This is a genomic window from Kocuria sp. NPDC057446 (assembly GCF_042802875.1).
In the GTDB taxonomy this organism is placed as follows: domain Bacteria; phylum Actinomycetota; class Actinomycetes; order Actinomycetales; family Micrococcaceae; genus Kocuria.
In genome coordinates this window covers 1-3,727 of record NZ_JBHVDI010000237.1, presented here as the reverse complement: position 1 = coordinate 3,727, position 3,727 = coordinate 1, and the positions used below count along the sequence as shown (strand labels likewise).

General features: G+C 73.2%; 5 protein-coding genes. 2 read left to right on the top strand and 3 right to left on the bottom strand.

Annotated features, from left to right (window positions below):
• Positions 1-36: 36 nt before the first annotated feature.
• From ACFU0Y_RS17535 to ACFU0Y_RS17525, 3 genes are all read right to left on the bottom strand, one after another.
• Entirely contained in the window at positions 37-204 is a 168-nt protein-coding gene (locus tag ACFU0Y_RS17535) for a DUF3117 domain-containing protein (protein ID WP_017833415.1), read from the bottom strand.
• A 111-nt stretch (positions 205-315) separates the two neighbouring features.
• Positions 316-1,521: a hypothetical protein gene (locus ACFU0Y_RS17530; RefSeq protein ID WP_380216144.1), complete on the bottom strand. Its 1,206-nt coding sequence runs from the start codon at positions 1,519-1,521 to the stop codon at positions 316-318.
• The gene (locus ACFU0Y_RS17525) at positions 1,518-1,826 is read right to left on the bottom strand and encodes a DivIVA domain-containing protein (protein WP_380216143.1); all 309 of its coding nucleotides are present in this window, start codon (positions 1,824-1,826) and stop codon (positions 1,518-1,520) included. Before ACFU0Y_RS17525 ends, ACFU0Y_RS17530 begins: the two co-directional genes overlap by 4 nt.
• A 231-nt stretch (positions 1,827-2,057) precedes the next feature.
• On the opposite strand from ACFU0Y_RS17525, the gene ACFU0Y_RS17520 reads away from it, so the two are divergent.
• Entirely contained in the window at positions 2,058-2,777 is a 720-nt protein-coding gene (locus tag ACFU0Y_RS17520; protein WP_380216145.1) for an amino acid ABC transporter ATP-binding protein, read from the top strand.
• A gap of 53 nt (positions 2,778-2,830) precedes the next feature.
• Positions 2,831-3,685, top strand: a complete 855-nt coding sequence (locus ACFU0Y_RS17515) for a glutamate ABC transporter substrate-binding protein (RefSeq protein ID WP_380216141.1) — start codon at positions 2,831-2,833, stop codon at positions 3,683-3,685.
• Positions 3,686-3,727 lie beyond the last annotated feature (42 nt).

Here is a 3,727-nt window from a genome sequence, read left to right as displayed (position 1 = left end):
ACCTCGCGGTGCCGGGCCCCCGCCGTCCGCCGGAACTCACTCGGTGACGCCGGCCAGGCACTCCTTGAGCTCCGCGGCCTCGGCCGGCTTCAGCTCGACCACCAGGCGTCCGCCGCCCTCGAGCGGCACCCGCATGATGAGGCTGCGCCCCTCCTTGGTGACCTCCATCGGTCCGTCACCGGTTCTCGGCTTCATGGCCGCCATGTGGGAACTCCTCTTTCTCGACTGGTGTGGATCCCATCCTATCCGAGCCGCCGCCGTGGCCCCGGACCGCCCTGGCGCCCGCGGGGTCGCATCGGCGTGGCCGGCCCCGGATCAGGGCGGGTAGTCCCCGCCCCCGGGCAGCTGCTTCCAGTGCCACAGCCAGCCGACCCAGACGAGCTGGAGCACCGCGCCGGAGACCACGCAGGCCACCCGGTAGGCGCGCGAGTCCGAGACCGCGGCCAGCGGCAGGGCGAGCGGGAACAGCGGCAGCAGCAGCCGGAAGGTGCTGGTCTGGGGATGGAGGAAGAGCAGCAGGTAGACGGCGTAGCACGCCAGCCACGTGCGCGTGAGCAGGTCCAGCCGCTCCCGCACCGCCCGGGCCCGCAGCAGCGCCGCGGCCCCCGCGACCAGCAGCACGGGCGCCGCGAGCCCCAGCGCAGGCCCGAACAGCCCGGCGGCGGCGTCGAACCACGGCACGACCGGCACCAGCCCTCCGCCGCCCCGCCACGCCGTCTCCGTGTCGGTGTACGCGCGGGGCTCGCCCGTGACGGCCCACGCGATCGCCGGCCAGGCCATGGCCGCGGCGCACGTGAAGACCGCGAGCGCGAGCAGCCCGTCGGCGGCGTCGACCGCGCGGCGGAGCTCCCCGGCCCGGTGCCGGCGCACGGAGCGCACGAGCCAGGTGATCCCGAGGGCCGCGGCGAAGGGCACCCCGGCGGGACGGGTCAGGCACATGAGGAGCACCACGGGGGCGGCCGCGAGGTGCTCGCCCCGCACCACCAGCAGCAGGGCGCCCGCGAGCAGCGCCAGGTGCAGCGACTCGGCGTAGGGCACCTGCAGCACCGGGGACACCGGGCCGAACGCCACGAACGCGAGACCCCACAGGGCGGTGGCCGGCGGGGCGAACCGGAGGAACAGCCGGTGGACGAGCAGAACGGCACCCAGGCTCGCGGCCAGGGACACCGCCGAGGCGGCCACGTCCCAGCCCGCGCCCGTGCCCGCCGAGACGGCCCGGACGACCAGCGGGAAGACCGGGTAGAAGGCCCAGGCGTTCTCCTGGACCTGCCCGGACCCGTCACGGGGCAGGGAGGAGGGATAGCCCTCCCGGGCGATGCGCTCGTACCAGTCCGAGTCCCAGGTGCCGGTGAACTCGAGGTAGCCCAGGGCACCGTCCCCCCACGGGCCGGGGCCCTGCTGCCGGCCCACCGTGCTGAACACGGCCCACGCCCAGATCCGGGAGACCGCCCAGACCAGCAGCGACTGCGCCCACCAGGGGGCCCGCGCCCAGCGCCGGGCCGCGTCCTGCCGGGCGCTCACGCCCCCGGCACCGGCCCGGACGGCGGCTCCGCCGGCGGCGGCAGCCGGTCCGCGAGATGGGCCAGCACCGCGTGCACCTCTGCCGGGTCGTAGCCGCGGCGCCGGACGGTGAAGGCGATCCGCTCCACGTCCTGCGCCGTCGGGCGCTCCGGCAGCACGAGCGGCGGAGCCGGGGCGCGCCCCACGGCGATCCCGTCCCGGGCGGGCCCGACCCGCTCGGCGAGCCGGTCGCGGCCCAGGACCACGACGCCCAGCACCGTGAGCAGCATCACCAGCCCGGTCAGCACCACGAGGAGTTCGGTCATGCCCCCAGGCTATGCGCCGGCCGGCGCGGCCGCGGAGCGGACGGGCGCGGCACGGGCACGACCACCTGTGCCCGCAACATTTCTACGGACGGGTACGCAATTGACACGATTGCCACGTGTTCGGCGTCACGGCGGACGGATCCGGGGTATCTTTCCGGTATGTCACACGCCACTCCGCCGGCAGCCGCCCCGGCCTCCCCCGCCGCGGGGACGGCCGAGGCCCTGGTCCGCATGTCGCACGTCAACAAGCACTTCGGGGACCTGCACGTGCTCCGGGACATCAACCTGGAGGTCAGGCGCGGCGAGGTGGTGGTCGTGATCGGGCCCTCCGGCTCCGGCAAGTCGACCCTGTGCCGGGCCATCAACCGGCTCGAGAGCATCGACGACGGCGAGATCCTCATCGACGGGAAACGGCTGCCCGAGGAGGGCAAGGCCCTCGCGAAGCTGCGCGCCGACGTCGGCATGGTCTTCCAGTCCTTCAACCTCTTCGCCCACAAGTCCGTCCTGCAGAACGTGACGCTGGGCCCCGTGAAGGTGCGGGGGAAGTCCGCGGCCGAGGCGCGGACGCTGGCCATGGAGCTGCTGACCCGCGTGGGCGTCGACAACCAGGCCGAGAAGCTGCCCGCGCAGCTCTCCGGCGGCCAGCAGCAGCGCGTGGCGATCGCCCGGGCCCTGGCCATGGAGCCGAAGGTGATGCTCTTCGACGAGCCCACCTCCGCCCTCGACCCGGAGATGATCAACGAGGTCCTCGACACCATGGTGTCCCTCGCCAAGCAGGGCATGACGATGATCGTGGTCACCCACGAGATGGGCTTCGCCCGCAAGGCCGCCGACCGCGTCGTGTTCATGGCCGACGGCATGATCGTCGAGGAGAACACCCCCGAGGAGTTCTTCACGAACCCCCGCTCCGAGCGCGCCCAGGACTTCCTCGGCAAGATCCTCGGCCACTGACCGTCCCCCGTCCCTGCGACCCACGCCACCACCTCCACAGCAAGGAGCACACCATGCGCAGCACCAAGCCCCTCGGACTCGCCGCGATGGCCGCGGCCGCGGCCCTGACCCTCTCCGCGTGCGGAGGTGGCGACGACGGCGGGTCCGGCACGGGCGGCGAGGGCGGCGGCTCGGGCGAGTCCGTCCGGATCGGCATCAAGTTCGACCAGCCGGGCCTGGGCTTCCGGGACGGCAACGAGTACACCGGCTTCGACGTCGACGTCGCCACCTACGTCGCGGGCGAGCTCGGCTACTCCGAGGACCAGATCGAGTGGGTCGAGTCCCCGTCCGCCAACCGCGAGAACATGCTGTCCAACGACCAGGTGGACATGATCTTCGCGACCTACTCGATCACCGAGGAGCGCGACCAGACCGTGGACTTCGCCGGTCCCTACTTCGTGGCCGGCCAGGACCTGCTGGTGCGCTCCGACGACACCTCGATCACCGGCCCGGACGACCTCGAGGGCAAGAACCTGTGCTCGGTGACCGGTTCCACCTCGGCGCAGAAGGTCAAGGACGACCAGCCCGGCGCGAACCTCGTCGAGCAGCCCGGCTACGCCGACTGCCTCACCGCCCTCGAGTCCGGGCAGGTGGACGCCGTGACCACCGACGACATCATCCTGGCCGGCCTCGCCTCGACCGACGCCAACCAGGGGAAGTTCAAGGTGGTCGGCAACACCTTCTCCGAGGAGCGCTACGGGGTGGGCCTGCCCGACGGCTCCGACCAGTGCGAGGCGGTCAACGAGGCCATCACCAAGATGATCGACGAGGGCGCCTGGGAGGAGGCCGTCACGGCCAACACCGAGGGCGCCGACTACACCTACAACGCCGAGCTGAACCCGCCGGAGCCCGAGCCCTGCGGCGAGTGACCCCGGGCGCGTGAGCACCCCGTGGCCGGCCGGCACCCGGCC

Coding starts and splice junctions, on each gene's coding strand:
- ACFU0Y_RS17520 (WP_380216145.1), top strand. CDS start 2,058: ATGTCGCACGTCAACAAGCACTTCGGGGACCTGCACGTGCTCCGGGAC.
- ACFU0Y_RS17525 (WP_380216143.1), bottom strand. CDS start 1,826: ATGACCGAACTCCTCGTGGTGCTGACCGGGCTGGTGATGCTGCTCACG.
- ACFU0Y_RS17515 (WP_380216141.1), top strand. CDS start 2,831: ATGCGCAGCACCAAGCCCCTCGGACTCGCCGCGATGGCCGCGGCCGCG.
- ACFU0Y_RS17535 (WP_017833415.1), bottom strand. CDS start 204: ATGGCGGCCATGAAGCCGAGAACCGGTGACGGACCGATGGAGGTCACC.